A 22,021-nucleotide genomic window follows, 5' to 3' on the forward strand; every position below is an offset into this window, starting at 1 on the left:
TGACCGGCCCTGTTGCAAATAGTATGAGGAATTCAAACAAATCATAACGTTTGAGGGCAGGGTGGCCGTGTCACAATCGGAACTTAAATCTTCCGCCGCATGGATTGCCGTGGATTGGGGAACATCCAACGTTCGGGCATGGGCGATGGATGATCGTGCCAATATCCTTGATCAGGTCTCAAGCCCGCTTGGCATGAATGCGATTGCGGCGGATGCGGCACTTGGGTTTGAGGGCGTTCTGATCGATCTGATTGGTCGGTGGTTGCCATCCGGGGTATCTGATCGGATGCGGGTTGTGATTTGCGGCATGGCCGGGGCAAAGCAGGGGTGGCTTGAAGCGCCGTATTGTTCGGTGCCGGTGCGCCCGGATGAATTGGCATCCGGCGCGGTACGCCCGGTCATTTCCGATCAAAGGATTGATGTTGCGATCCTGCCGGGGCTTAAGCAGGTCGATGATCCCGATGTGATGCGGGGCGAGGAAACCCAGCTTGTCGGGTTTATGGCCTCGCAGCCGGAATTTGATGGCTGGGTCTGTTTGCCGGGCACCCATTCGAAATGGGCGCGGGTTTCGGGCGGAGCGATCCTTGGATTTAAAACCTATATGAGCGGCGAGGTTTTTGCCCTGCTTTCCGGGCAATCGATCCTGCGCCATTCGATGGATGATCGATGGGATGATGCCACTTTCGAGGCCGCGATACGCGATGCATCCCATGCACCGACCGGTTTCCTGCATAAGCTGTTTACGGTGCGTGCAAGTGGGCTGGTCGGCAATGCGAACGCCGCAAATGTACCGGGTGCTGCGGTTCTTTCCGGGGCTGTGATCGGTTCGGAAATTGCCGATGTCGTTGGCGCGCTGGACGGAAATGCGCAGATTGCCCTGATCGGGGATGGCAAGCTGGCCGGTTTGTATCGCAAGGCGTTGGCGGTGCATGGTTTTGATGCGGATGCCGTTGATGGGCAGGCGATCACGATTGCCGGTCTTGCGGCGGCGCATCAGGCCATCCGCAATGCATAACAGTATTTTGTTTTTCAAGGTTTCGCAGGTGTAACATGGCATATCCGACTTCGGTAAATTCACAGATCACGGACGTGGTGGAACCGGTTTCCCATCGCAAGCTGATTGCCATCCTGCGCGGGGTGAAACCCGATGAAGCGGCCGGGATGGCGCGCGCGCTTGTCGATGCCGGAATCACGATGATCGAGGTGCCGCTGAATTCCCCTGAGCCGCTTAAAAGCATTGCGGCGATGAAGGATGAAGTCGGCACGGCGGCATTGATCGGGGCGGGGACGGTTTTAACACCCGAAGACGCCGAACAGGTCAAGGCGGCCAAGGGCGAATTCATCGTATCGCCCAATTGCGATATAGAGGTGATCGCCAGAACCAAGGAATTGGGCCTTGGATCGTGGCCCGGTGTGCTTACACCCACCGAATGCTTTGCCGCGATCAAGGCCGGGGCGGATGGGCTTAAAATCTTTCCGGCCAGTGTGATCGGATCAGACGGGATCAAGGCGATGCGGGCCGTATTGCCAAAAGATATGCCGGTTTATGCGGTGGGCGGCGTCGGGCCGGATGATTTTGCCACCTATGCCAAGGCCGGGTGTGACGGGTTTGGTCTTGGATCGGGGATCTATAAGCCGGGCATGACGGCGGATGATGTTTCAAAAGCCGCCAAAGCCTATGTCGCGGCGCATGATGCGGTGTTTGGCGATTAAGACCTTCCGGATCGTGGAAGGCTGTTTGACCGGGACGTCATTGCCGGGCTAAATTCCTGCCATTGCAAGAAATCGAGAATGGGAGGATCCATTGGATCTGGGAATTAAGGGCCGCAAGGCGATTGTCTGTGCGTCATCAAAGGGACTTGGGCGTGGTTGTGCGATCAAGCTGGCCGAGGCCGGTGTTGATCTGACGCTGAATGCGCGTTCCGAAGGGCCGTTAAAGGAAACGGCGGAATATATCCGCGATACATATGGGGTGAAAGTCACGACGGTTGCGTGTGACATCACCACCGAAGAGGGCCGCAACAAGGTTCTGGCGGCCGAAGGCATGCCCGATATTCTGGTCAATAATGCCGGTGGTCCGCCGCCCGGTGTCTGGTCCGACTGGGGACAGAAGGAATGGGAGGTGGCGGTTCAGTCCAACATGCTGACCCCGATCCTGCTGGCGACCGCGGTTTTGCCGGGCATGATTTCGCGCAAATGGGGCCGGATCGTCAATATCACGTCGGGTTCGGTCAAATCGCCGATCCCGCATCTGGGGCTTTCCAATGCGGCACGTGCAGGCCTTACCGGCTTTGTGGCCGGGACCGCACGCCAGGTGGCCAAGGATGGCGTGATCATGAATAACCTGCTGCCGGGGCAGCATGATACGGATCGCATCAATGCATTGATGACCAATCGGGCGAAGAGCGAGGATATCAGCCTTGACGAGGCGCGCGCCAAAACACAGGCGGGTCTTCCGACCGGGCGTTTTGGTGACCCGATTGATTTCGGGGCGACCTGTGCCTTCATGTGCAGTGAACACGCAAAATTCATGGTCGGTCAAAACATTCTGCTTGATGGTGGTGCCTTCAACTCGACCATGGGCTGATATGTCGTCTTTCGCTACAGGGCGGTCTGCAAATGCCCGGCGCAAAGGGTGGTGCTAGCATGGCGTCATTCACCTTTGTCTATGTGTTGCGCGAGCGGGATATGCCCCGCCCGCGCACCTATGTTGGCTGGTCAACCGATGTCGAGGCGCGGCTTACGACGCATAACAGCGGCAAGGGAGCCAAGACGACACGCGGGCGGCAATGGGAGCTTGTTTATGTCGAACGGTTCCGCACCTTTGGCGAGGCGATGAGCCGCGAATGGCATTTAAAGCGTGACCGGAAATTGCGCAAAATGCTGGCAGGGGGCGTGTGATAAACAAATCAGGGCTTGAATATTTGCGCGCAGTCGCAGATATCTGGGCCAACAGTTTCAAACCATCAGGACGACATCATGCCGGTACAACGCAAAAATCCGCTGAAGCTCAATAACCTGCAGCTGCGCACGCTTGTGCTGGCGCAGATTATCGCCAAGGACCCGAATTCGGGATCGATTGACGAAGCCACGGGTGATGCGACCCTTTTGCGTATTCCGCATGCGCATGGGGATCATGTTCATGTCGGGAAATTCGTGGTTGCCGCGCGCGACGCCAGCGGGTTTGCCAATCCGGCGGTCTGGGTGGCTTTGGCCCGCAAGGGACTGGCGCGCGAAGGTTATCCGGCCAGCATCGTTCTGACCCGCGAGGGCATGGAATATGATACCGGCCTTTCTGAGAATTTTGTCGAAGAATCAGATCATTGATCTGTCAATCCAGACCAGCAAAAGCCCCGATCCGTCGGGGTTTTTTTATTCCAGAATGAACTGCCCGTTTTTGATTTTTACGAAATAGGCATCGCGTTTGCCGTCACCGAATTGGTCAAACATCAATTCCTGATGCAGGCCCTGTTGCGGTGGCAGGGTCACAAGCGCATCCGAAAGCGGTTGATCGGGGGCCCGGGTTTCAAGGGCTGCGACCAAAACGGTCATCGCATCATAGGCCAGGACACTGGTATAGCCGGGCTGTTCGTTGAACTTATTCCGGTAATCGGCGACAAATTTCTGATAGCGCGGGTTGGTGGCATAACGATCATAGGTTTGCAGCAGTTCCATGCCTTCGACGGCATCCCCACCAAGGGTGATCAGTTGTTCGGTGCCGGCCCATTCGGCCGTTGAAAGCGGGATATCTTGATCTGTTTTGCGGATTTCCTTTGCCAGTTCGGCACTGTCGACACCGTTGGCAACAAAGATGATCGCATCGGGATTATCGGCCAGAAGTTGCCGGGCGACATCCGGTTTGTTGGTATCGGCGGTGTTGAACCAGACTTTTGAAAGGACCCGACCGCCAAGCTTGTCAAAGGTCAGCAGAAATTCACGATACCAGCTTTCGGTGAAAGCTTCGTTTTCACCGTCCAGCGCAAGCGAAATGCGCATGCGTCCCTTGTCGATATTGCGTCTGGCGTAGGCATCGGCATTTTCACGGGTTGTCGAATTCATGCGGAAAAAGTTATCGCGAAGGCCGGTGAATTCTGCAGCGGAAGCGGTCGGTGAAATGGTCACGATATCAAGTTCGTTGACCACCGGCAGCATTGCCATGCCGACCGAGCTTATGATTGGTCCGATAATGGCGGTCACGCCAAGTTCCTTGAATTCGCGAACCGCAGCCTTTGCCGTTTCGGGATTTTTCTGATCATCGCGTGCGATGATTTCAAGTTTGCGACCGTGAATGCCGCCTTGCTGGTTGACCTGTTCGACGGCAAGTTCAAGCGCATGAAGTGCCGCAATTCCGGTATCGGCACCGTCACCGGAAATACCGGCAATGAAACCGATTTTGATCGGGCCGCTTTCCCCGCAGCCAAACAGCATCATCGCAGCCGCGGCGATGGCACAAAAACGGATGGACAATCCGGGCTTCTTTACCGGTCTTGATGCGCGATCTTCGTGCTTGTTCATATTTTGCCGAACCGGTTGAAAAAGAAGATTATTGTTTGTGTTATCAGACTGTTTGATATGGCGCGCGCCGATCACGACTTCAAGTTTCCCCAGCGCGGGATGTTTGCCTTATCCGAAGTCCCGACGTGCCTGCATTACGCGGCCCGCCGTCGTCAGTAGACATAACGCCCCGAAAATCCCGGCAATCTGATTAAACCATTGCGGGAAAACGCATATTAGCACAAGGACCAGGATGGTTTCGCTGCCTTCTGTAATGCCGGTCAGGTAATAGAAGCTTTTCTTGCCCTGTGTTTCATGGTTGCGGCCGGTTTTGGCCGCGATGATCGCATAGGCCAGAAAACTTGATCCGGTGCCGACAAAACAGAAAATCAGGAACGCTGCCATGAGGGCATGCTCCGGCCGCCCGATGGCAAAGGCCAGAATGATGCCAGCATAAAACAGGAAATCAGCGACAATATCGTAATAGCCGCCAAGGTCGCTTTCCTGTGATTTTGACCCGGCATGGCGGGACCGGGGCTGGGTATGGCGGGCAACGGCGCCATCAAGACCATCCATGATGCGGCTGAGCAAAATCAGTCCAAGCGCGATGTGATCAAGCCGGAAGGCGAGTGCGGCGGCAGCCAGAAAACCAAAGACAAAACCAAGGCCGGTGACCATGTTGGGCGTGATGCCGCTTCCCGATAGCTGGCGGGCGACGGCATTGAGCGGTTTGTCGATCAGGGGGCGCAGGCGGGCATCAAACATTCTGGTTTCCGGTTAAATCATTGCAGGCGCATCATAATCCTATCACGGTCTGTGGGGAAATCATGCACGCGTGATGATGCCGATTGGAAATTGTCCGATTGACGGGGCGTTGAAAACGGGATTGGCTATCGGTTGGAAAACCTTTGATCCCTTATCGGTGCGCCCCAGATGTCCGTTTCAGATAACCTGCCTGTTTCCCCGTTTGCCGCAAACGGCATTCGACATGACGTGCGTGACATTGGCGCGTCGCTGATCCGCGAGGTTGCCCATCTGGGCATGGGGCGCGAAAATATCGTGCCGCTATGGTTTGGTGAACCCGATCAGCCGACCCCGGAATTCATTCGCAAGGCGGCGATTTCGGCCCTTGAGGCGGGCGATACTTTTTATCAGCCCAACCGGGGTATCACACCACTTCGCGATGCGCTGGCGGTGTATGGCAATCGACTTTATGGCACGGCACTGGACCGTGAAAACATCACCGTGACGGTATCGGGGCTAAATGCCCTGATGATTGCGATGCAGTCGATCCTGAAGGCGGGCGACAGGATGGTGACCACAGCCCCGATCTGGCCCAACATCGTTGCCATGCCAAAGGTTCTGGGCGCGCAGGTGACAACGGTGCCGTTGCGGTCCGGGAATGATGGCTGGCAGCTTGATATCGATGAATTCATTGCCGCCTGTGGCCCCGATACGCGCGCCATCCTGATCAATTCGCCGAATAACCCGACCGGCTGGGTGATGCCCGCGGAGGACCAGAAAAAGCTGGTCGAGTTTGCCTCTGAACGGGGCATCTGGTTGATCGCGGATGAGGTTTATGCGCGCCTGATCTATGACGGATCGGACGTGGCCCCGTCATTTGTGCCCTATGTCAGCGACGATACGCGGATCATGGTGATCAACAGCTTTTCCAAAAGCTGGGCGATGACCGGCTGGCGGTTGGGTTGGATCACTGCACCCAAGGGGGTTGGCAGTGAACTTGAAAAGCTGATGGAATTCAATGTGTCCTGCCCGGCGGGGTTCATTCAGCAGGCGGGGATTGTAGCGCTTGAGGAAGGCGAGGAATTTGTTGCGGGCTCGCGCGCCAGATATAGCCGTGCACGCGCGGCAATCATCGAACGTTTGCGCGATATGAACCGCATCCACCTGCCCGAAGCAGACGGCGCGTTTTATGCGTTTTTCCGGGTTGATGGGGTTGAGGATACGCTTTCCTTTGCCAAGGAGCTTTTGCTGTCCGAGGGCATCGGCCTTGCGCCCGGCGAGGCATTCGGGCCAGAGGGAGCAGGCCATATCCGTGCCTGTTACGCGGTATCGGAAGACCGCATTCACAAGGCGATGGACGGACTGGCCCGGTTTTTGAAGCGTTAGTTTCGATACAGGCAGGTGATATTGCTGCCTTGGCGAGCGAAAAAGGCGGCCTGGTGTTTCAGGCGTTCGCGGGCGTCGTCGTCGATGTTTCCGTCATCGCCGCTGCTTTCGAGTTCGATCACGGTGGCGTCGCGGCGGGCGAGGCCCAGAATGTCGGGTGCTATGCCGGGCATGTGGAAGATGATGTCCGATGTTTCAATCGCGCGTGCAATGCCGTGGGCAAGGTCAAAGGCATTGTCGGCCGTGACATCAGCATGCAGGATCTGACCGCCCGGAACGGTGGCGGAACTGCCTTCGGGGACGAAGCGGGTCAGGGCGGCGTCAATATCCTGCGGGGTGCTTTGCGTCAGGTGGGTGTCCTGCAAACCGTTCTGGAAAAAATGTGTCCAGAACCGTTGTCTTGCGACATTGTCGGGCAGGTGGGCGGCAACGCGACGGCGTGCGCTGCGGGCGAGGCTTGCCAATTGTGACATCGAGGCGGGCAGGGAGGTTTCAAGGCGTTGGCGGATGATGCGGGCCAGTGCCGGGGCGCAGCCGCCCGTCGAGATCGTGACCATCACCGGTGCCCGGTCAAGGATGGCGGGCACGATGAAATCGCAATGTTCGGTCTTGTCGACAACATTCAATAGGATGTTGCGCCGTTTGGCCGCGAGTTTGACCCGGCGGGTCAGGTGCATGTCATCGGCGGCGTCAAAGATCATCACCGCGCCATTTAGCATGGTATCGACAAACGGGGCTGCTTCCCAACGGATCGCGCCGGTATCGACCATCGTTGCGATGTCGGTGCACAGTTCCGGGGCGATGACGGAAATATCGGCCTGGCTGCGTAGCAAAAGCCGGAGTTTGCCCGCCGCGACCTCGCCCCCGCCCAGCACCACCACCTTTTTGCCGGTGACATGGACAAAGGCCGGAAAGAAGGGGAAAGTTTCCCGGTTTTCCGTTTCAGGGCCATACAGGTTTTCGGGTTTGGCCGTTTTATACTGCTGCTTATTCTGCGGCGCGCGGTAATGCGTCATCAAGAATCTCCTTGAGTTCGGGCAGGCAGGAGCCGCATCCGGTTCCTGCTTGCAACAGGCGGCCGATATCGGCGGTGCTGACCGCATTCCGGTCCTGGATGGCGCGTGTGATGGCCGCCAGCCCGACCGAGAAGCACGAACAGATCAAACGATCATTGATGGCACCTGCATCGGGCATGCGGCCCGCCAGAAGCGCATTGCGTTCCTGCCCGCTGATCGCATCATTGCCAAGCAGTGCCGATATCCAGTCCCGGCCAAGGGCTGGGCGATCCGGGCCGACAAAAAGTGCGCCGGTGATACGGTCGCCATTCAGGCGGGCATAGCGATGAACGCCTTTTTTGCCGTCGCTATATTCAATGATGTGTTCGATGGCGTTTTCATCACCGGTATTGTTGGCCGCCGTCGGTAGCATGGATTTGAACAGGCAGGGCCTGTCGCCGGCGATTTCGTAAATCATGCAGCCGGGGCCGGTTGCCGCCACCCAATAAGGCAGGTCTGAAAGGTCGACCGGCGTGTTGGAAAACAGCAATCCCTGCCACAGCGGTTCAAACGGTTCGATGGAAACCGGGATATGTTTGGTTTCCGGTTGCCCGGAATAGGGATCAACATGGGCGGTTGGCAAACGCCCGATCCCGCCCGCCGATGAATAAACATCGTTCCAGTGCATCGGCATGAAGACTTCGCCGGGCATCTGGGCGTCTGATACGGATACCCGCATCAGGGCGGTGCCGCGTTTGCTTCTGATCCGGGCAAGGCCGCCATCGGTCAGCTTGTAACGCTTGGCATCAAGGATATTGACTTCGAGCAGCGGTTCGGGCCGATGGGCCGAAAGGCGCGCGGCGGTGCCCGTACGGGTCATGGTGTGCCATTGGTCGCGATACCGGCCGCTATTGGCGATCAGCGGGAATTCCTTGCCGGGTTGCGACATGGGCAGTTTATGCGCGACCGCCAGCATACGGGCCCGCCCGTTTGAGGTGGTGAAAATGCCATTGCCATACAGGCGTTCGGCCCCGCCAGCGGGTTGATGTTTGCGCGATGCGGGCCATTGGAAGGGTTCCATGGCGTCATAGGTCGATTTTTTTGCCTTGTGCCATTGGCCGATGTCGAAGGCGCGCATCCCGTCATTTTCAAATTCCGACAGGGCGGCGTGTTCGGCGAAAATATCGGCAGGATCGCGGTATTTGAACGCCTTGCCATAGCCCATGGCGCGTGCGACCTGCGTCATGATCCACCAGTCGGGTTTGGCGTCACCCTGCAATTCGCGGAACGGGCGTTGGCGGGAAATGCGGCGTTCGGAGTTGGTGACCGTGCCGGATTTTTCGCCCCAACCGGCGGCGGGTAGCTTGATATGGGCATAGCGCAGCGTATCGGTATCGTTCACCGTGTCGGACACGATGACAAGCGGGCAACGCGACAGGGCAAGACGGACGCGGTCCGCATCGGGCAGGCTGACAGCAGGGTTTGTTGCCATGATCCAGACGGCCTTGATTTCACCGCGTTCGATGGCGCGGAACATATCAACCGTCTTGTATCCCTCGCCCGGTTCCAGAATATCGGATTTCCAGAAGCGGCGGACCCGGTCAACGTCGTTAACATTGTTCGGGTCCATGTGGGCGGCAAGCTGGTTGGCAAGGCCGCCGACTTCGCGTCCGCCCATGGCGTTGGGCTGGCCGGTGACGGAAAACGGGCTTGATCCCGGTTTGCCGACCCGGCCGGTTGCCAGATGGGTATTGATGATCGCATTGACCTTGTCAGAGCCACTGCTGGATTGGTTGACACCTTGTGAAAACACGGTGACCGTGCGGTCAAAGGCGGCAAACCAGTTAAAGAACGTCTCCAGTTTCCCCACACCCGAGCCGTCATGATCGGCGTACTCACTGATCTCGGCGGGATAATCGAGGCCGCATTTTTTTGCTGTACTCTCGATATCGGGGCAGTCCGCGCGCGCCTCGGCGATGGCGGTTTCATAGCCGCTGACATGGCGGGCGACATATTTAAGGTCGCAATGACCGTTCTGGTCAAGCCATGCCAGCAAGCCGTTAAACAGGGCCACGTCGCTGCCCGGTTTGATTGGCAGATGCAGATCGGCAATGTCGCAGCTTGCGGTTTTGCGCGGATCGATCACGACGATCTTGGTGCCGTGCTTTTCCTTGGCGGCGCGCAAACGCTGGTTCAGGACCGGATGGCACCATGCCAGGTTCGATCCGGTCAGGACGACCAGATCGGCAATTTCGAGGTCTTCGTAGCATCCCGGCACGACATCCGCGCCAAAGGCACGTTTGTGCCCGACCACGGTTGATGCCATGCACAGTCGGGAATTGGTATCGATATGCGGCGACCCGATGAAGCCCTTGATCAGCTTGTTGGCGATATAATAGTCCTCGGTCAATAACTGACCGGAAACATAGAATGCCACTGATTTCGGGCCGTGTTTCTGGATGGTTGCGCGCAGGCGATCCGCGGTTTCCTGTGTTGCGGTTGGCCAATCGACGATTTTGCCATAGATTTCGGGTTTCAGCAGGCGGAAATCGCGCTTCATCTCGGCGGTGATCGTATCGATCAGGGCGGCACCCTTTGAGCATAGCCGTCCCCGGTTGGCCGGGTGATCGGGGTCGCCCCCGACCGCCCAGCCGTCCCTGGTGGGGGAGACGATCAGGCCGCAGCCAACGCCGCAATAAGGACAGGTGGTTTTAACCTCACCCCGCATGGCGCAGACCGATTTGTTCCGCCGTCAGGCCGATATGAACCGTGCCGTCAATGACGCGCAGTTCCACCTTGGCCGCACAGCCGTCATCGGGGCCCTGTGCCGCGCCGGTTTCAAGCGAAAAGACCATGTTATGCAGCGGACAGGTGACAAAATGGCCATGCACGATCCCCTGTGCCAGCGGCCCGTCCTTGTGCGGGCAGCGGTCCAGAAGGGCATAGACCTGATCATCAAGGGTTCTGAAAATCGCGATGCGATCGGTTTCGGTCTGGAAGGTGCGCGCGCCCTGAAGCGGGATATTGGCGACCGGTCCGACATTTACCCAGTTTACGATATCCGTCATTGCCGTTACTCCGCTGCGATCAGGGAAAGGGATTTGAATTCGTGCGCATCCACGCCCTGGCTGGCGCGTTCGGCCCACGGATCGACCTGCGCCGTTTTCTGGCTTTCGATGAAACGTTCAAACAGGGCGGCGCGATTTTCGGCATCATCGACAACGCGTTCCTGAACGTGTTTCAGGCCGACACGTTCGATCCAGGGGGCGGTGCGTTCCAGATAGCGGGCTTCTTCGCGGTAAAGCTGGATGAAGGCGCCGCAATATTCCTTTACTTCCTGATCGGTTGTGACCTTGCACAGAAGTTCGGTCGCGCGGACATGAATGCCGCCATTGCCACCCACATGCAGGTCCCAGCCGCCATCGGTTGCGACAATGCCGAAATCCTTGATCGTGGCTTCGGCACAGTTGCGCGGGCAACCTGATACCGCCATCTTGAATTTGTGGGGCATCCACGAGCCCCAGGTCATTTTTTCAAGGTCGACCGCCATGCTCATCGACATCTGGGTGCCAAAGCGGCACCATTCCTGCCCGACACAGCTTTTGACCGTGCGAAGGGACTTGCCATAGGCATGACCCGAAACCATCCCGGCCGCATTCAGATCGGCCCAGACAGCGGGCAGGTCTTCCTTTTTTACACCCAGAAGGTCGATGCGCTGCCCGCCGGTGACCTTGACGGTCGGGATATTGAATTTGTCGGCGACATCGGCAATGGCGCGCAATTCGCGCGGGTTGGTCAGGCCGCCCCACATGCGCGGCACCACCGAATAGGTGCCGTCTTTCTGAATGTTGGCGTGGACGCGTTCATTGATGAAACGCGACGCACCATGATCAACATATTCACCCGGCCATGCGGCCAGCAGGTAATAGTTGAGTGCCGGGCGGCAGACATGGCAGCCGTCCGATGATTTCCATTCCAGTTCCTGCATGACGGCAGGCATGGATTTCAGTTCCTTGGCCTTGATCAGGCGGCGGACATTGTCATGGTCATGATCGGTACAGGTGCAGATCGGTTTGACCGCAGCCGCCTGATAATCACCGCCAAGGGTTGCCGCCAGAAGGTTTTCGACAAGGCCGCTGCATGAACCACAGGATGCGGATGCCTTGGTGTGGCCTTTGACTTCGTCGAGTGTCGTCAGGCCCTTTTCGGTGATGGCAGAAACGATGGTTCCCTTGCAAATGCCGTTGCAGCCACAAATCTCTGCGTCGTCTGGCAGGGCGGCAACGGCATCAAGAGGGTTTCCGGCGGATCCCCCGGCGAAGGCCTGACCAAAGGCGAGGGTATCGCGAAGTTCGGTCACGTCCTGAGCATCTTTCATCAGCTGGAAATACCAGCCGCCATCGGATGTATCGCCATAAAGGACGGCCCCCTTGATCCTGCCGTCTTCCAGAACGATGCGTTTGTAAACGCCGCGTCCGGCATCGCGGAAGACGATTTCTTCGGTTTCGCCGCCGCCGGAAAAATCACCGGCGGAAAAAACATCAACCCCGGTGACTTTCAGTTTGGTCGAGGTGACCGAACCGGCATAGCCATCGGTTGCGATTTCGGCCAGATGATCGGCACAGGATTTTGCCATTTCAAACAGCGGCGCAACAAGGCCGTAGCATTGCCCGCGATGCTGCACGCATTCGCCAACGGCAAAGATATCCGGATCACTGGTGGTCATGACATCGTCAACGACAATGCCGCGTTCGACGGTCAGTCCCGCGTCTGCGGCAAGGCGCCCGTTGGGGCGGATGCCAACAGCCATGACCACCAGATCAGCCGGGATCATGCGCCCGTCTTTAAGCCGGACACCGGTGACGCAATCCGTTCCGACGATTTCGGCGGTGTCGGCCTCGGTAATGACATTGATGCCCCGACGGCCGAGTTCCTGCGCGAGAAGGTAACCCGCCGACGGATCAAGCTGGCGTTCCATCACGTGACCGGCCAGATGCAGGACCGTGACCGTCATGCCGCGTGCCTGCAAGCCAACAGCGGCCTCAAGGCCCAGAAGACCGCCACCGATCACGACAGCCGGGCCGCCATTGGCGGCGGTTTTTAGCATGGTATCGACATCATCGACATCGCGGAAGGTGACAACGCCCGAAAGCTTGTGACCGGGGACCGGGATCATGATCGGGTCGGAACCGGTGGCCAGCAGAAGCTGGTCATAAGTGGTTTCGGTGCCGCTTCTGGAAATGACGACCTTGCGGGCGCGGTCGATTTCAACCACCGGATCGCCGGAAAACAGATGGATGCGGTTTTCCTGATACCATTCGGCGGTGTTGATGACGATATCGTCGAATTCCTTTTCGCCCGACAGAAGCGGGGAGAGCATGATGCGGTTATAGTTCACGCGTGGCTCGGCACCGAAAACGGTGATTTCGTATTTGTCAGGGGCGCGACCGAGGATTTCCTCGACGGTGCGCATGCCGGCCATGCCGTTGCCGATGACGACAAGGCGGGGTTTCTTGGTAAGTGCTGCAGGGACGTGGTTCATTTGTCTCTGGCTCCTGATCGCGGGAAGCGAATTGGCAAAAAAAAACGCCCGGTGCGCACTGCCTGTCAAAAAGGCAATCTCGCAACGGACGTCGTTATCCGGGTGAACCCGCCATTGGATTCTATATAGGGGTTTGGCATTTCTGCCGTGGCAGCAGGCGACCTTGCCCGCGCTCTTGTCCCTTACTATACAAGTTGCGTGCCAGAACTGCAGATTGCGCCGAAAAACTTGCAAAATACTGATTTAAAATAAGATTTTTGATGCCCACGGGATATGCAAGAATTGCACGAAGCCTGTGATTGTTTAAAAAATAACCACACGCAAAATGATGAGATTAAAAAATGTGCAAATACAAGGCTCGTTGATGGGGTGGGTTTTCTGTTTGTGCGGTTGCGGTGGTTAAAATGCTTTGGATTTCAGGTGATTATTTGAAAATTTCCGCAACGCGAAAAAATTGGCGCGCGGTTTGCACAACTTGTTTCGTGTGAGCCGCTTCGACGGAAGCAGGCCCAATGACGGGTGACTCACAGTTCTTCGTCCAATGGCGGGCGATCAGACGTTCGATTTTGGCGCGCAACGATGGCGCAGCCGCAGTCGAAACGAATGACGGGCCGCCAGCGGAATCCATCTGATGAAGCGTGCGGCCCTTGGGGAAATAACCGTCGGTCGCGACAACCGGGAAACCGGTTCGGAGTGACCCAAACGAAGGGCTTCATTGTTATGGAAATCAAAAACAAGGCTCCGCGGATCAATCTCTTCAGTCTCAGGACTGTTCAGATGCGGACTTTCCACCTGACCTGGCTTGCCTTCTTCCTGTGTTTCTTTGGCTGGTTCGGTATTGCGCCGCTGATGCCGCTTGTGCGTGACGATCTTGGCCTGACCAAGGGTGAAATCGGCAATACCATCATTGCGTCTGTCGCGATCACGGTTCTGGTCCGTCTTCTGATCGGGCCGCTTTGCGACAAGATCGGCCCGCGCAAGACCTATACGGCGTTGCTGGTTATCGGTTCCCTACCGGTCATGCTGATCGGGCTTGCCGATAGTTATGAAACATTCCTGCTGGCGCGTCTTGCTATCGGTTCGATCGGAGCATCGTTCGTGATCACGCAGTATCACACCTCGACCATGTTTGCGCCGAACGTTGTTGGGACCGCAAATGCGACCACGGCGGGCTGGGGCAATCTTGGCGGTGGTGTGACACAGATGGTCATGCCGCTGATCCTTGCCATGGTGCTTGGCTTTGGTGTTTCGGAAACCATGGGCTGGCGTCTGGCGATGGTCTTTCCGGGTGTGATCATGCTGGTGGTTGCGGCACTTTACTGGTTCTTCACCACCGATGCGCCGGATGGCAACTATGCCGACATGCGCAAAAGCGGTGCCCTGTCACCGGAAGACGATCATGCCGGTGCGACCAAGGGCATGCTGGCCGCAGCCAAGGATTACCGGGTCTGGGCGCTGTTTCTGGTTTACGGGGCGTGTTTCGGTGTCGAGCTTACGATCAACAACATCGCCGCGATCTATTTCTTTGACCGGTTTGAACTTAGCCTTCAGACAGCCGGTCTGATTGCCGGTCTGTTTGGTTTGATGAACATCTTTGCCCGCACGCTGGGCGGGGTGTTTTCCGACAAGTTTGCCGCCAAGGGCGGGCTTTCGGGGCGGGTCAAATTCCTGTTTCTAGCACTGTTCATTGAAGGTGTTGCGCTTGTTGCGTTTTCGATGATGGATGCGCTGGTCATCGCGGTGTCGATGATGGTGGTCTTCTCGCTTTTCGTGCAGATGTCCGAAGGGGCAACATTCGGGATTGTTCCGTTTGTTAACCGCAAGGCGCTTGGTTCGGTTGCCGGTATTGTTGGTGCGGGCGGGAATGCCGGGGCGGTTGCCGCGGGCTTCCTGTTCAAATCCGAAGCACTGACCTATCAGCAGGGACTGATGTATCTTGGTATTGCCGTGATTGTCTGTTCCTTTGCAGCCCTTGCGGTTCGTTTCTCGGAAAAGACCGTGGCCGAGGAAAAGGAACGTTTCGAAAAAGCCATGCAGGAACGCGATGCGCTGCCATCCGGTGCGCAGGCGGTTCCGGCAGAATAACATACGATCTTTCCGGGATGCGACATGTGCCGCATCCCGGTTTCCACCGGGCCATCAAGGTCCGGGCGAAAAAGAACAGACAGGAGAGAGACCTTGATCGTCAGGGAAAAGGTTCTAAATGAAGCTTGAAGACTTCAGCATTCTGGTGATCGACGAAAACCCGGACCGTGCCGCGATTGTCGAGCGCGGCCTTGTCGAAAGTGGCTATACCCGTGTCAGCCGCATTGGCACGTCATACAATCTGGTCGAACGCATTCAGGCGTTGGCCCCCGACATCATCATCATTGATCTTGAAAATCCCGACCGTGATACGCTTGAACAGATGTTTCAGGTATCGCGCGTTATTGCGCGCCCGATTGCGATGTTTGTCGATCAAAGCGACAGCAACACGATCCGCGAGGCGGTCGAGGCCGGGGTCAGTGCCTATGTTGTTGATGGCTTGCGCCAGGATCGTATTCGGCCCATCGTCGAAATGGCGATTTCGCGTTTTAACGCGTTTGATCAATTGCGCCGCGAACGCGACGAGGCCAAGGCCAAGCTTAATGATCGCAAGCTGATCGACCGGGCCAAAGGATTGTTGATGCAGGAAAAGGGGCTGAGCGAGGACGAGGCCTATAACCTGCTGCGCAAAAACGCCATGAAACAGAACCGCAAAATTTCTGAAATCGCGCAAAGCGTGATCACGGCCTTTCAGTTGGAGTTCTAACGCATGTCCCTTAAACAGGTTCGACTTGGCTTTGTGCCGCTTGTGGATTGTGCCCTGCCTGTCGTGGCGCGTGCCAAGGGCTTTGCCGAGGAAGAAAATATCGACCTGACCCTGATCCGGGAAATGTCCTGGGCGGCCATTCGCGACAAGCTGTCTTATGGGGTTTATGATGCGGCGCATCTGCTTGCGGGTATTCCGCTGGCAGCGCGGCTTGGCCTTGGCGGGATGCCCTCGCAACGCATTGCGGTTCCTATGGCGCTGGGGCGCGGCGGGAATGCGATTACGGTTTCAACCCGGCTTTATCAGCGGATGCTTGAAGCAGATCCGGCGGCGATGCATGGGCCGCGCGGGCTTTCGGCGCGGGCGCTTAAAAAGGTGATCGACGAGGACCGGGCGGATGGTCGCCCGATCATGTCCTTTGCGACCGTATTCCCGTATTCGAGCCATAATTACGAACTGCGTTACTGGATGGCGGCGGGCGGTATTGACCCGGACAAGGACGTCAATATCGGCGTCATCGCACCGCCGCGCATGTTTGACAGTCTGCGCAATGGCTGGGTCGATGGGTATTGCGTGGGGGAACCGTGGAACCAGCGGGCGGTGTTCCATGGGGACGGGGTGATTGTCGCGCTTAAGGAAGATATCTGGGCGCGTAGCCCGGAAAAGGTTCTTGGCGTGCGCGAAGACTGGGTGCAATCCAATCCCGATACGGTGGATGCGCTGGTGCGTGCGCTTGTCCGGTCGGCGGAATGGGCCGATCAGCCGGAAAACCGCACCGAACTGGCGCAATTGCTGTCTGGTGAAAATCACGTCGGGGCATCGTTTGATATTCTGCGGGCCTCGTTACTTGGCCGGCCGGTACTTAAACCCGGTGACAACCCGATTGAGGCGCCTGATCGCCATGTGTTTTATCGCTATACCGCGACGTTCCCGTGGCTGTCGCAGGGGGCGTGGGTTGGCGCACAGATGCAGCGCTGGGGGCAGGTGGATGCCTCTGTCGATTTCGGTACGCTTATTTCCGACATTTATCGTCCTGATCTTTATCGTCGTGCGGTCAAGGGGCTTGATGTTGCGCTTCCGCATGATGACTGGCGGGTCGAGGGCGCGAATGATGCCGCCGACCGGGCGTTTGTCGGCCCGGATGCGTTTCTGGATAACAGCATATTCGACATGCGCAGCTTTGCCGGTGTCGGGGAATAAAACCGGCACCGGACCAGAGGCGTGATTCATGGGGCGATATTATTGGCGCGATTATGCCCTGCGGAAGCTTTGCAGGCTGCTGCGTTGTTTGCCGGTTTCATCAAAGTTGCCGGGGGCAAGCCATGCTTCGAACGCGGCCCTGACCATCGGCCATTCAAGATCGGTAATCGAAAACCATGCGGTATCGCGGTTGCGGCCCTTATAGACCATGTGGTTGCGGAAGGTGCCTTCGTAGGTGAAGCCATATCGCAGGGCGGCGGCACGTGATGGGGCGTTCTGATCGTCGCATTTCCATTCGTACCGGCGGTAACCCAGTTCGTCAAAGGCGCGTTTCATCATCAGATACATCGCCTCTGTCCCGCCGATGGTTTTCGAAAGCGCCGGGGAATAATTGATATTGCCGATTTCAATGCCGCCAAATTTGGTATCGGTCCGCATGAAGGCGGCAATGCCGACGGCCTTGTTCGATGCCTTGTCGATGATGGTATGAAGCATCGGGTCGCGGGTGGCGGTCATGGTTTCGAGCCACGCCTGATAAGCATCAAAATCGGCGAAGGCATCGGTGAAAAGATAGGTAAAGCGCGATCCGTCCATGGCTGTGCGGTTGGCGTTAAATAGCTGTCTGGCGTCGCGTTTCACATCGGTCGGACTGACAATGACATGGCGGCCAGCCATGTCACTGCGTGGTGGCATCGGGCATTCTTGCCAGTTTTCAACCGGGCGCCCGACCGGCTGGCCAAATTCGTTTTTATGTTCGGATGGCATCTGATGACCTTTGTTGCGGGGCGAGGGAGCATGCAGTCTGGGATATTATTGGTGCGCCATAAAGAGCCGTTTTGGTAAAATTAATGGTGCCAATTTTCTGACCGGAAAGGGGCATTCCAAAACCGGCCATGGTTTGGCAAAGGGAAGGATGGTTGGTGCCGGTGCATGAGGAGTCTTCGGGGTGGGTTCCGAAAGCGATGTGATGGGGTCGTCTTTTGATTGTGAAGTGCGTTGGCATACACCAGAAACATGGTGAAATGTTGCGATGCAAAATTGCGGTTTTGAAACAAACCTTTAATACGTTCGGGCTGTGCAGTGGATTATGCGGCAGCAGGGCATTTAAACCGAATTGAATTTAGTGAAATTCAATTCGTTGACAATTTGTCGAATAAATGATGAGGTTTGTATACAAAATAAAAAACCATGAATTCGGTATCAGGGTTGTTGGCAATCGTCGTTAAGAGGGACCGCGTTACAACTTTCCGTTACGCATGATCAGAAGGTCACGGCCCCCACCGTGCCTGAAGAAAATTCCTTCTTTGCGGCCGTCGTTTCTTGCAGCACTGATACCGGTTTGACCGGTGCGCGCCACCCGCGCATCCGCCTTACATTGCCGAGGATGTTTGCGTGACTGATGCTGTTTCTGTTCCGATCCTGTCCGTCGAAGATTTGTCCGTTGAGTTCGGCGACAGCCGGGTCATCGAAAATCTGAGTTTTGCCGTGAAACCCGGAAGGACATTGGCAATTGTCGGAGAGTCCGGATCGGGCAAATCGGTGACATCGATGTCGATCATGCGTCTGGCCGATATGATGGGCGCATCCTATGCATCGGGGCGTATCCGGTTTACGTCAAAAGATCGCGATGAAGATTTGCTGGCACTGTCGCAAAAACAGATGCGCCGCATTCGCGGCAAAGACATCGCGATGATCTTTCAGGAACCGATGACGTCGCTGAATCCGGTTTTCACCATCGGCGATCAGATTGCGGAATCCCTGATGCTGCATGAAGGCATGTCCAAGCCCGATGCGCTTGTTGAAAGCAAACGGCTGCTTGATATGGTGCGGCTGCCCGATGCGCAGGAACTTTTGGGGCGGTATCCCCATCAGCTTTCGGGCGGGATGCGCCAGCGCGTCATGATTGCCATGGCGCTTGCCTGTCGGCCCAAGGTCCTGATTGCGGATGAACCGACCACGGCCCTTGATGTGACCATTCAGGCGCAAATTTTGACCATCATCCGTGATCTGCAACAAGAACTTGGCATGGCGGTGATTTTCATCACCCATGACATGGGGGTTGTTGCCGAGGTTGCCGATGATGTTGTCGTCATGTGGAAGGGCAAAAAGGTCGAAGAAGGCACGGTTGCCGATATTTTTGCCAATCCGGCCCATCCCTATACCCAGACATTGCTATCCGCAGTTCCGAAACTGGGCAGCATGACGGGCGAAGCATTCCCCAAACGGTTCCCGGTGACGATGATGGATGGCGATACGCCGCGTCTGGTCGGGACGGAGCATATCCAGAATACCGCACGTTACGACGAGGCCCCGTTATTGTCGGTGCGTGATCTGGTAACGCGCTTTGATATCAAAAAGGGCCTGTTTGGCGGGGTTTCCCACCGGGTTCACGCGGTCGAGAATGTCAGTTTTGATATTTATCGCGGTGAAACGCTGGCGCTTGTCGGGGAGTCCGGATCGGGCAAATCGACCATTGGCCGAACGATCCAGCAATTGCAAAAGGCAACGGCGGGCAATATCAGTTTCGAAGGTCGCGCATTCAGTGACATGGGCAAAGGCGAACAGCAGCGCCTGCGTCAGGAGATCCAGTATATCTTTCAGGATCCGTTTGCGTCCCTTGATCCGCGCAAGAAAATCGGATTTTCGATTGCCGAGCCGATCCGCACGCACCGACTGATTGACGGTGAAAAACAGATTGCTGCGCGGGTTGACCAGCTGCTGGAACGGGTTGGCCTGACATCGGCCCATGCCAATCGTTACCCGCATGAATTTTCCGGTGGTCAGCGCCAGCGTATCTGCATTGCGCGCGCGTTGGCATCCAATCCCAAGCTGATCATCGCCGACGAAGCCCTTTCGGCCCTTGATGTGTCGATCCAGGCGCAGATCATCAATCTGTTCATGGAACTTCAGGAAGAACACGGGCTTGCCTATCTGTTCATCAGCCATGACATGGCGGTGGTTGAAAAAATGAGCCATCGGGTCGCCGTGCTTTATCTTGGTCAGGTTGCCGAACTTGGATCGCGTCAGCAGGTTCTTGAAACGCCAACCCATCCCTATACCCAGCGGCTTCTGAGTGCCGTACCGGTCGCCGACCCCACAATCCTGCGCGACCGTATCCTGATGGATGGTGAAATTCCAAGCCCGATCCGTCGGGTCGGTGATGAGCCGGCCATTCTTGCCCATCGTGAAATTGCGCCCGGTCACTTTGTGGCCGACGCACGTTAAGCGGCCCTTGGGTCGCAAGCCTGTCTCCCCTCGCGCCAAGCCACCAACAACGGAGAAAAAATAACATGACGAAAAAACAGGGAATGCGCAGTGCGCTGATGGCTCTTGCCTTTGCGGGCGGTCTGATGGCAACTGCGCCGGCATATGCCGAAGGCACCTTGACCATTTCATCACCACAGGACCCCGGTAGCTGGGACCCGGTCGATACGTTTCTGGTCAACTGGTCGTCGGTTGCGACCAATATTTATGACGGTCTGACCTATCGCGGGCCGGATGCCAAACTGGTTCCGGGGCTTGCGTCATCATGGGAAGAATTTGATGGCGGCACGCGCATCCGTTTCCATCTGCGCGAAGGCGTGACCTTCCAGAATGGCGAGCCGTTCAATGCCGAAGCGGTCAAATTCACCTTTGATCGCCTGATGGGCGATGAAGGCAAAAAAGGGCCGCAGCGGTCAAACTATGCCGCGATCAAATCGGTCGAAGTCATCGACGAAAACACCGTCGATATGCATCTGACCCAGCCGGATCCGGTGCTCCTGACCAAGCTTGCCGGCTATGGTGCGATGATTGTTCCGCCGAAATATATCGCGGAAAAAGGCGAAGATTATTTCAACGCCCATCCGATCGGCACCGGTCCGTTCAAAATGGTTTCCTATGAGCCGAAAGTTGGTCTGACACTTGAAGCCTATGCTGATCATTGGGGCGGTGCGCCGAAACTTTCAACCATCAAGTATCGCTTCATCAGTGAACCGTCGACCGCGGTTGCGGAACTTCAGGCCGGGAACGTTGACCTTGTCATTCCGCCGACCATTCCGATTGGCATGATCCCGACCATTGAAGAAGACGAAAATATCGATATCGTCACCACCGTAAGCCCGACGGTTTATGCGCTTCGCTTTAACACCGGCAATGGCATCACGGCGGATGAAAAAGTCCGTAAGGCGATGATTTACGGTGTGGATCGTCAGGCGATCATTGACTCGATCCTTGGTGGTCAGGCAGCGCCGATTGCAAGTTTCCAGGGTGAATTGTCGTTTGGCAATGACCCGTCGATGAAACCGTTGCCGTATGATCCGGCCAAGGCACAGGCGCTTTTGAAAGAAGCCGGTGTTGCACTGGGCACGAAAATCCAGATCGACATTCGCGGCAATGACGCAACCTTTAACGAAGTTGCTCAGGCCGTTGCCAGCTACCTTCAGGTGATTGGCCTGAATGCGACGATCAAGCCTTATGAAACCAACGTTCTGCTTAATGACATCATTCCGGCGGGTAAAACCGGTGCGATGTTCCAGCAGTCGTGGGGCGGCTGGACGCTTGATTATGATAACACCGCTTACTTCATGTATCACACGGGCGAAAAGTGGAACCCGTATGACAGCGACCCGGAACTCGACAAGCTGCTGGAATCCCAGCGTGCGATTACCGACCGTGCCAAACGTGAAGAAATCCTGCAGTCGATCGCGCATTACACCGCCGATCGCGCGCTGGAAATGCCGCTTTATAACCTCAATGCGATCTTTGGGGTTTCCAAGCGCGTCAAGAATTTCACCCCGGTTCCCGACAGCCGTCTGCGCCTGACGGAAGTGACTGTCGACTGATGTGAAACGAAAGCCGCCCGGACAGATGCCGGGCGGCTTTCATGCC

General features: G+C 56.7%; 18 protein-coding genes. 11 read left to right on the forward strand and 7 right to left on the reverse strand.

Features of this window, described 5'->3' with window-relative positions; translation table 11 throughout:
• Window positions 1–67 precede the first annotated feature (67 nt).
• From ABIE64_RS02695 to ABIE64_RS02715, 5 genes are all read left to right on the forward strand, one after another.
• Window positions 68–1,015, forward strand: coding sequence for a 2-dehydro-3-deoxygalactonokinase (locus ABIE64_RS02695; RefSeq protein ID WP_354376567.1), 948 nt, complete (start codon window positions 68–70; stop codon window positions 1,013–1,015).
• A 35-nt stretch (window positions 1,016–1,050) separates the two neighbouring features.
• Entirely contained in the window at window positions 1,051–1,713 is a 663-nt protein-coding gene (locus ABIE64_RS02700) for a 2-dehydro-3-deoxy-6-phosphogalactonate aldolase (RefSeq protein ID WP_354376568.1), read from the forward strand.
• Between the two features lie 91 nt (window positions 1,714–1,804).
• The gene (locus ABIE64_RS02705; RefSeq protein WP_354376569.1) at window positions 1,805–2,587 is read left to right on the forward strand and encodes an SDR family oxidoreductase; all 783 of its coding nucleotides are present in this window, start codon (window positions 1,805–1,807) and stop codon (window positions 2,585–2,587) included.
• Window positions 2,588–2,646: 59 nt separating this feature from the next.
• Window positions 2,647–2,901: a GIY-YIG nuclease family protein gene (locus ABIE64_RS02710; protein WP_354376570.1), complete on the forward strand. Its 255-nt coding sequence runs from the start codon at window positions 2,647–2,649 to the stop codon at window positions 2,899–2,901.
• 78 nt (window positions 2,902–2,979) lie between these two features.
• Window positions 2,980–3,327, forward strand: coding sequence for a hypothetical protein (locus ABIE64_RS02715; RefSeq protein ID WP_037989728.1), 348 nt, complete (start codon window positions 2,980–2,982; stop codon window positions 3,325–3,327).
• Window positions 3,328–3,372: 45 nt separating this feature from the next.
• Here the strand turns inward: ABIE64_RS02715 and ABIE64_RS02720 are convergent, their stop codons facing one another.
• Together ABIE64_RS02720 and ABIE64_RS02725 are read right to left on the reverse strand one after the other, a co-directional pair.
• Entirely contained in the window at window positions 3,373–4,515 is a 1,143-nt protein-coding gene (locus tag ABIE64_RS02720) for an ABC transporter substrate-binding protein (protein WP_354376571.1), read from the reverse strand.
• Between the two features lie 108 nt (window positions 4,516–4,623).
• Window positions 4,624–5,259, reverse strand: a complete 636-nt coding sequence (locus ABIE64_RS02725) for a CDP-alcohol phosphatidyltransferase family protein (RefSeq protein WP_354376572.1) — start codon at window positions 5,257–5,259, stop codon at window positions 4,624–4,626.
• A gap of 168 nt (window positions 5,260–5,427) precedes the next feature.
• Between ABIE64_RS02725 and ABIE64_RS02730 the strand changes: the two genes are divergently transcribed.
• On the forward strand, window positions 5,428–6,624 hold the full coding sequence (locus tag ABIE64_RS02730) for a pyridoxal phosphate-dependent aminotransferase (protein WP_354376573.1): 1,197 nt from the start codon (window positions 5,428–5,430) through the stop codon (window positions 6,622–6,624).
• On the opposite strand, the gene ABIE64_RS02735 is transcribed toward ABIE64_RS02730, so the two are convergent.
• From ABIE64_RS02735 to nirB, 4 genes are read right to left on the reverse strand one after another with little or no spacing between them, the layout of a single operon-like run.
• On the reverse strand, window positions 6,621–7,640 hold the full coding sequence (locus ABIE64_RS02735) for a precorrin-2 dehydrogenase/sirohydrochlorin ferrochelatase family protein (RefSeq protein ID WP_354376574.1): 1,020 nt from the start codon (window positions 7,638–7,640) through the stop codon (window positions 6,621–6,623). The genes ABIE64_RS02730 and ABIE64_RS02735 overlap by 4 nt on opposite strands.
• Entirely contained in the window at window positions 7,612–10,347 is a 2,736-nt protein-coding gene (locus tag ABIE64_RS02740) for a molybdopterin-dependent oxidoreductase (RefSeq protein ID WP_354376575.1), read from the reverse strand. The genes ABIE64_RS02735 and ABIE64_RS02740 overlap by 29 nt, the downstream gene beginning before the upstream one ends.
• Window positions 10,337–10,687: a nitrite reductase small subunit NirD gene (gene nirD, locus ABIE64_RS02745; protein WP_063092678.1), complete on the reverse strand. Its 351-nt coding sequence runs from the start codon at window positions 10,685–10,687 to the stop codon at window positions 10,337–10,339. Before nirD ends, ABIE64_RS02740 begins: the two co-directional genes overlap by 11 nt.
• A gap of 5 nt (window positions 10,688–10,692) precedes the next feature.
• Complete coding sequence (gene nirB, locus ABIE64_RS02750; protein ID WP_354376576.1) at window positions 10,693–13,161, reverse strand: nitrite reductase large subunit NirB; 2,469 nt, start codon at window positions 13,159–13,161, stop codon at window positions 10,693–10,695.
• 777 nt (window positions 13,162–13,938) lie between these two features.
• Here nirB and ABIE64_RS02755 point away from each other — a divergent pair.
• The 3 genes from ABIE64_RS02755 (at window position 13,939) to ABIE64_RS02765 (ending at window position 17,152) form a co-directional block, all read left to right on the forward strand.
• Window positions 13,939–15,246 (forward strand): MFS transporter, encoded by a 1,308-nt coding sequence (locus tag ABIE64_RS02755; protein ID WP_247643587.1) that lies wholly within the window; start codon window positions 13,939–13,941, stop codon window positions 15,244–15,246.
• A 118-nt stretch (window positions 15,247–15,364) separates the two neighbouring features.
• Window positions 15,365–15,952, forward strand: coding sequence for an ANTAR domain-containing response regulator (locus tag ABIE64_RS02760; RefSeq protein WP_007091383.1), 588 nt, complete (start codon window positions 15,365–15,367; stop codon window positions 15,950–15,952).
• Window positions 15,953–15,955: 3 nt separating this feature from the next.
• The gene (locus ABIE64_RS02765) at window positions 15,956–17,152 is read left to right on the forward strand and encodes a CmpA/NrtA family ABC transporter substrate-binding protein (RefSeq protein WP_354376577.1); all 1,197 of its coding nucleotides are present in this window, start codon (window positions 15,956–15,958) and stop codon (window positions 17,150–17,152) included.
• A gap of 51 nt (window positions 17,153–17,203) precedes the next feature.
• Here ABIE64_RS02765 and ABIE64_RS02770 read toward each other — a convergent pair whose 3' ends face one another.
• Window positions 17,204–17,917 carry a GNAT family N-acetyltransferase gene (locus ABIE64_RS02770; RefSeq protein ID WP_354376578.1) on the reverse strand — a complete coding sequence of 238 codons (714 nt, stop codon included), beginning with the start codon at window positions 17,915–17,917 and terminating at the stop codon, window positions 17,204–17,206.
• 627 nt (window positions 17,918–18,544) lie between these two features.
• Between ABIE64_RS02770 and ABIE64_RS02775 the strand changes: the two genes are divergently transcribed.
• Window positions 18,545–20,377, forward strand: a complete 1,833-nt coding sequence (locus tag ABIE64_RS02775) for an ABC transporter ATP-binding protein (protein WP_063092683.1) — start codon at window positions 18,545–18,547, stop codon at window positions 20,375–20,377.
• 65 nt (window positions 20,378–20,442) lie between these two features.
• Window positions 20,443–21,975 (forward strand): ABC transporter substrate-binding protein, encoded by a 1,533-nt coding sequence (locus ABIE64_RS02780; protein WP_354376579.1) that lies wholly within the window; start codon window positions 20,443–20,445, stop codon window positions 21,973–21,975.
• The last annotated feature ends 46 nt before the right edge of the window (window positions 21,976–22,021 follow it).

Source organism: Thalassospira sp. MBR-102 (genome assembly GCF_040549275.1).
GTDB classification, from domain to species: Bacteria; Pseudomonadota; Alphaproteobacteria; order Rhodospirillales; family Thalassospiraceae; genus Thalassospira; species Thalassospira xiamenensis.

Bases quoted from the DNA above. Each gene is read 5' to 3' on its own strand.
- ABIE64_RS02730 (WP_354376573.1), top strand. From the start codon at position 5,428: ATGTCCGTTTCAGATAACCTGCCTGTTTCCCCGTTTGCCGCAAACGGC.
- ABIE64_RS02715 (WP_037989728.1), top strand. From the start codon at position 2,980: ATGCCGGTACAACGCAAAAATCCGCTGAAGCTCAATAACCTGCAGCTG.
- ABIE64_RS02700 (WP_354376568.1), top strand. From the start codon at position 1,051: ATGGCATATCCGACTTCGGTAAATTCACAGATCACGGACGTGGTGGAA.
- nirB (WP_354376576.1), bottom strand. From the start codon at position 13,161: ATGAACCACGTCCCTGCAGCACTTACCAAGAAACCCCGCCTTGTCGTC.
- ABIE64_RS02720 (WP_354376571.1), bottom strand. From the start codon at position 4,515: ATGAACAAGCACGAAGATCGCGCATCAAGACCGGTAAAGAAGCCCGGA.
- ABIE64_RS02760 (WP_007091383.1), top strand. From the start codon at position 15,365: ATGAAGCTTGAAGACTTCAGCATTCTGGTGATCGACGAAAACCCGGAC.
- ABIE64_RS02780 (WP_354376579.1), top strand. From the start codon at position 20,443: ATGACGAAAAAACAGGGAATGCGCAGTGCGCTGATGGCTCTTGCCTTT.
- ABIE64_RS02735 (WP_354376574.1), bottom strand. From the start codon at position 7,640: ATGACGCATTACCGCGCGCCGCAGAATAAGCAGCAGTATAAAACGGCC.
- nirD (WP_063092678.1), bottom strand. From the start codon at position 10,687: ATGACGGATATCGTAAACTGGGTAAATGTCGGACCGGTCGCCAATATC.
- ABIE64_RS02770 (WP_354376578.1), bottom strand. From the start codon at position 17,917: ATGCCATCCGAACATAAAAACGAATTTGGCCAGCCGGTCGGGCGCCCG.
- ABIE64_RS02740 (WP_354376575.1), bottom strand. From the start codon at position 10,347: ATGCGGGGTGAGGTTAAAACCACCTGTCCTTATTGCGGCGTTGGCTGC.
- ABIE64_RS02765 (WP_354376577.1), top strand. From the start codon at position 15,956: ATGTCCCTTAAACAGGTTCGACTTGGCTTTGTGCCGCTTGTGGATTGT.
- ABIE64_RS02725 (WP_354376572.1), bottom strand. From the start codon at position 5,259: ATGTTTGATGCCCGCCTGCGCCCCCTGATCGACAAACCGCTCAATGCC.
- ABIE64_RS02755 (WP_247643587.1), top strand. From the start codon at position 13,939: ATGCGGACTTTCCACCTGACCTGGCTTGCCTTCTTCCTGTGTTTCTTT.
- ABIE64_RS02710 (WP_354376570.1), top strand. From the start codon at position 2,647: ATGGCGTCATTCACCTTTGTCTATGTGTTGCGCGAGCGGGATATGCCC.